Source organism: Oscillatoria sp. HE19RPO (assembly GCF_024220515.1).
Taxonomy (GTDB): domain Bacteria; phylum Cyanobacteriota; class Cyanobacteriia; order Cyanobacteriales; family Laspinemataceae; genus Laspinema.
Map to the genome: position 1 here is coordinate 1 of NZ_JAMXOT010000084.1, position 5,465 is coordinate 5,465.

The 5,465-nt window shown below is 49.2% G+C and carries 4 protein-coding genes and 1 pseudogene; 3 read left to right on the forward strand and 2 right to left on the reverse strand.

What is annotated here, in order from left to right; genetic code table 11:
- Nucleotides 1-275: 275 nt before the first annotated feature.
- On the reverse strand, nucleotides 276-473 hold the full coding sequence (locus tag NG833_RS08555; protein ID WP_254564874.1) for a hypothetical protein: 198 nt from the start codon (nucleotides 471-473) through the stop codon (nucleotides 276-278).
- 321 nt (nucleotides 474-794) lie between these two features.
- Here NG833_RS08555 and NG833_RS08560 point away from each other — a divergent pair, with 321 nt between their 5' ends.
- The 3 genes from NG833_RS08560 (at nucleotide 795) to NG833_RS08570 (ending at nucleotide 4,765) form a co-directional block, all read left to right on the forward strand.
- Complete coding sequence (locus tag NG833_RS08560) at nucleotides 795-1,286, forward strand: GbsR/MarR family transcriptional regulator (protein ID WP_254564875.1); 492 nt, start codon at nucleotides 795-797, stop codon at nucleotides 1,284-1,286.
- Between the two features lie 103 nt (nucleotides 1,287-1,389).
- Nucleotides 1,390-3,375, forward strand: coding sequence for an efflux RND transporter periplasmic adaptor subunit (locus NG833_RS08565; protein WP_254564876.1), 1,986 nt, complete (start codon nucleotides 1,390-1,392; stop codon nucleotides 3,373-3,375).
- 172 nt (nucleotides 3,376-3,547) lie between these two features.
- Nucleotides 3,548-4,765, forward strand: coding sequence for an ABC transporter permease (locus tag NG833_RS08570; protein WP_254564877.1), 1,218 nt, complete (start codon nucleotides 3,548-3,550; stop codon nucleotides 4,763-4,765).
- 239 nt (nucleotides 4,766-5,004) lie between these two features.
- On the opposite strand, the pseudogene NG833_RS08575 reads toward NG833_RS08570, so the two are convergent.
- A pseudogene (locus NG833_RS08575) lies at nucleotides 5,005-5,328 on the reverse strand (ISAs1 family transposase); the annotation flags it as partial.
- Nucleotides 5,329-5,465 lie beyond the last annotated feature (137 nt).

A 5,465-nucleotide genomic window follows, 5' to 3' on the forward strand; every position in this document is an offset into this window, starting at 1 on the left:
CGACAATTGTTGGTTGAGTAGCTAAATTTAGGAAAGAAACCCGGTTTCTCAACCCCGACTCCAGGACCAGAAACCGGGTTTCTACGACAATTGTTGGTTGAGTAGCTAAATTTAGGAAAGAAACCCGGTTTCTCAACCCCTACCCCTATCCCTATTTCATCATGGCTAACAATTATACAAGGACGGGTTTTACCTATCTCCTGTACAACAGTGGAGTCAGCACGATAAAGCTAAATTTGACCTTTAAACATAGTATTTATATTCGTAAAATTCCCCTATTCACTATCAACGAATTCAGTGAGTTCACTTCCTTCTGCATAGAAAGGACGCATCAGTTCAGCCGCCTCTTTTAAACTGAGTTGTTCGTCTTTTGCCATTTCTTCTCGCATCAGCCCCAAGGTAAACTCAATTATCCTGATCCGCTCTATGTTCGGCATCTGTTTAATCGCTTTTAAAATTTGAGGTTCTATCATCGTTGCGCAACTCCTAAACTGTAACTCATGGCTTACGCATTTGAGGAAAGCAAATCCTAAATGTAGAGGCGATTCGCGAATCGCCTCTACATTTAGTGTGAATTCTCAAACTCTGCGTAAGTGCTGTAACTGTAGAAAATTGAGCGGTTATCAGAAATTTTATCAAGTTTTTCTGAGTTCTCTCTGATGAGAGGGGGGGCCATTCGCGAATGGCCCCTACAGAGGGGTGGCATCTGCACCCCCTCTTCATTTCGTTCAGTCTTTACTAAACAGTCAAAACTTTGCTACAATTGTGAATAAAGCAATTCATCTGGGGCAAGTATGTCCAGAGTCGATAAAGAGGCGCAACAGTTTGAACTGAGGCGCTTTGTGGAAGAAGTGGGGCTGTTGTTTGAACTGAGTGGGATGCCGAGGATGGCGGGGCGAATTCTCGGGTGGTTGTTGATTGCAGACCCCCCGCATCAGTCCCTGAGTGAACTGGCGGAAGCGTTACAGGCTTCTAAAGGGTCCATTAGTACGATGTCTCGGTTGTTGATTCAAGCGGGGATTGTCGATCGCATCAGTTTACCGGGCGATCGCCGAGATTATTTTTGTATCAAATTGGGTGCCTGGACCGAATTAATTCAACAAAAAACCGCCCAAATTAAAGCGGTGCGGGAAATAGCTGAACGGGGACTGGGGTTACTGGAAGGAGAACCAGACGAACGTCGGCAACGACTGGAGGAAATGCGAAATTTTCATGCTTTTTTTGAGGGAGAACTGCCTCGGTTAGTCCAACGCTGGGAACGGGAACGAGAGGTGAAGCAGCCTTGAAAGGTGCGATCGCCCCCTCAATCCTCCCTCAATCTGTGAGCCTAAATTTTTTAAAACCATCATTAATCCCGGCACCTCTCCATCGGGAAATAGGAGTACGCCAATGCAACGGCCATCTAGTGTAGAGCAAGTTACCGACTCTCAAAATAACCATAAAAAACCCCCCTTACCACCTCCCAAACCGGACTTTAAACCGGAAGGGAAACGGCGGTACAAACGGGTGATTATTGCCCTGATCGCCGCTGGCTTGTTAGGAGTCGGCACCTTCGCCTATAGAACCTACCAAAACGCTCAACCGCGCACCGATGCGATCGCCGAAATAACCGTCCCCGTAGACACCCAAACCCTGACCGTCCGCATCCAAGCCAGTGGCACCGTCAGACCGATTCAGAGTGTCAACCTCTCCCCCAAAAGCACAGGGCGAATTGCTCAATTATACGTCGAACAAGGGGACCAAGTAGAAGCCGGTGCAATTATCGCCCGCATGGAAAGTGAGGACGTAGAAGCCCAAAGACTTCAAGCTCAGGCGCGATTAGAACAAGCCCAAGCCCGACTCGCCCAATTGCGCGCCGGAAATCGTCCCCAGGAGATTGCCCAAGCCCGCGCTAGACTGGCGCAAGCTGAAGCGCGACTCGACCAATTGCGCGCCGGAAATCGTCCCCAGGAGATTGCCCAAGCCCGCGCTAGACTGGCGCAAGCTGAAGCGCGACTCGACCAACTGCGCGCCGGAAATCGCTCCCAGGAAGTGGCTCAAGCCCGGGCGAGACTGGCGCAAGCGGAAGCCCGACTCGCTCAACTGCGCGCCGGAAATCGCTCCCAGGAAGTGGCGCAAGCCCGGGCGAGACTCACCCAAGCGCAAGCGCGGTTAGATGCACTGCGTTCCGGGAGTCGGCAAGATGAGATTGCTCAAGCTGAAACTCAAATTGAAGAAGCTCAGGCTACCTTGTCTCTGACGGCAGAACGAGTGCGCCGGAATCAGCAATTGGTGAATGAAGGGGCAATTTCTCGCGATCGCTTTGATGAAGTAGTCACAGAAAATCGTCGGGCTCAAACCAGTTTAGAGCGATCGCAACAACGGTTAGAACAACTGATTCGTGCTCGCCAAGAAGCCATTATCGAAGCCGAAGCCCAAGTCACCGAAGCGCGTCAAGCCTTAGAACTGCAAGCCAGTGGGGCCAGACCCGAAGAAATCACCCGCGCCGAAGCTGAAGTTGCCGAAGCGCGTCAAGCAGTGGAAATCCAAGAAATTGGGGCTAGACCCGAAGAAATCACCCGCGCCGAAGCCGAAGTTGCCGAAGCGCGTCAAGCAGTGGACCTGCAAGAAAGCGGTGCCAGACCGGAAGAAATTACCCGCGCCGAAGCTGAAGTGATGGAAGCCAGACAAGCCTTATCGGTGCAACAAAGCGGTGCCAGACCCGAAGAAGTCCTGCGGGTGGAAGCGGAAGTGCGCGAAGCACAAGCGCAACTCAAAGCTGTAGAAGTGCAGGTGGAAGATACCATCATTCGCGCCCCCTTCGCCGGTCAGATTACCCAGCGCTATGCCACAGAAGGCTCATTTGTCGCCCCAACCACAGCGGCATCGAGTGCGGGAAGTGCCACATCCACCTCGATTGTGGCCCTGGCGAGGGGGTTAGAAATTTTAGCCCAAGTCCCGGAAGCGGATATCAGCCGGATTCGATCGGGTCAACAGGTGGAAATTCGGGCGGATGCCTATCCTGATGAACAATTCCAAGGAAAGGTGAATTTAATTGCCCCAGAAGCGATTCGGCAACAGGATGTGACGTTGTTTGAAGTGCGGGTGGATTTGGAATCCGGGACCGATACGTTGCAATCGGGGATGAATGTGGATGTGACGTTTTTAGGGGACCAGTTGGATAATGCCTTGGTGGTTCCGACGGTGGCGATCGTCACTAACCGAGGGGAGACTGGGGTTTTGATTCCCAATGCTGAAGGTAAGGCGGAATTTCGGTCGGTGACGATTGGACCGACTTTGGGGAATCAAATTCAAATTTTAGAGGGGTTGAATCCAGGCGATCGCGTGTTTATTGGTCTTCCCGAAGGGCAGGAGTTGGAGGATATTTTAAATTAAGGGAGGGTTGGTCATTGGTCATTTGTCATTGGTCATTTGTCCTTGGTTGATGAGGCAGAACCTCCCGCCCAGGACCTAGAGACCCCCAACAACCAATAACAAATGACCAATGACCAAGGACCAACGACAAATGACCAATGACAAAGGACAAATGACAAAGGACAAATGACCCATGAACTTCTTAGAAAGTGTAAAAATGGCATCAAAAACCCTAGTTGCCAATAAAATGCGAAGCAGTTTAACCATGCTAGGGATTATTATTGGCAATGCCTCGGTGATTGCGACCATTGGCATGGGTGAGGGGGCACAGAATTTTGTGGGTCAGCAGGTGGAATCTTTGGGGACGAATTTGTTATTTATTGTACCGGGAAGTCCGAAGGCGCAAACTCGTCCAGTGAGTCCGCCTCAGACGTTGGTGTTGGCGGATGCGGAGGCGATCGCCTCTCAAGTTCCTTCGGTAAAGGAGGTTGCACCCCAGATAACAGGAATGCAACGGATTACCTACGGCAATGCTAATCAATCCACAACTATTGCGGGGGTAACGCCGGAGTTTTTGACGGTCCGCAATTTTGATATGGCTCAAGGTCGATTTATTACTAATTTGGATTTGAGGGGCAATGAACCGGTGGTGGTATTGGGTGCGGATGTGGCGGAAACTCTCTTTGGAAATACGGACCCGATTGGGAAACAAATCCGGATTAAAAATGTATCATTTTCGGTGATGGGGGTGATGCAAGCGAAGGGTTCTACGTTTGGACAGAACCAGGATGATGTGGTGTTGGTGCCGTTGACGACGATGGCGAATCGAATTACGGGGAATACTTCACCTTATGGGACGAGAATAAATTTTATTTCGGTGTCGGTGGAGAATGAGGAAAGTATGAATGCGGCACAGTTCCAAATTGAGAATTTACTACGCCTGCGACATCAGATTATTGATGAAGATGATTTTACGGTTCGCAATCAGAAGGATTTGCTGGCAACGATGGGGACGATTACGGGGGCGTTGACATTGTTGTTGGCGGCGATCGCTAGTATTTCCCTGTTTGTCGGGGGGATTGGGATTATGAATATTATGTTGGTGTCGGTGACGGAACGGACGAAGGAAATTGGGTTAAGAAAGGCGATCGGGGCGTCTCAGCAGGATATTTTAATGCAGTTTGTGATTGAAGCGGTGATTTTATCCGTTGCAGGGGGTTTAGTTGGAATATTTGTGGGAGTTGGGGGGATTGTGTTGATTAGTAGTTTGACGCCGTTTGATGCGGGGATTTCTACAATGGCGATCGCCTTAGCAACCGGAGTATCCGGTGCAACGGGATTATTCTTTGGGGTAATTCCAGCTAAAAAAGCCGCTAAACTTGATCCGATTGTTGCCTTGCGCGGTGCCTAGGAGTGTAACACACAGGGACAGAAAAAGATAATCAGCTATAATATCAGGACTTACGCAATCTTTAACACTAAACCCGTTTAGGTTTAGGCATCATGCGTGAATCGCCTCTACAGAAACTGGGTTCATGCGCAGGGTAAGCTCATCTAATTTGGTATAAATTATACTTGACAAAGAGAAGTTATAGAGTTATAATACAGCCGTCTGGGATTAGAGATTCTAGGCGAGTAAAAATAGCTCAATCAGCCTGGGTACAAGGATTTAAGAATAAGCATCATGTAACCATCATTCATAGCGGCCCGCTTCCTTTTCTGCCGTAAGCTACCCTTGAAAGTAGTTTCTTGATTGACCGCATTCAGGGACAGCCTTCGGATGGTAGCCAAGTTCCGAGGGCTATGTAATGACCGAATCCGGCAGCTATCTTCATTAAAAGTGACATCTAAAACTTAGTGTTCTTGATTTTCAATACTCCAATGTTGACGAATAATCCGCCCATTAATCTGAGCATTGGGGGGTAAAGAACTTAAATAAAAGTGCACTTCGTGAGTCGTTCCATTCCACAAATAAGGGTATTCCAACAAATAAATCATCCTTGCTTTGATGCGATCGCACCTAACAAGGCTCTTTTAGCCCGCGCAGGCGGGCTTTGTCCTGTGAGCCTCCACCCTTCAGGGTGCGGGTTTTTTGAAGGTTTTATTTTTTG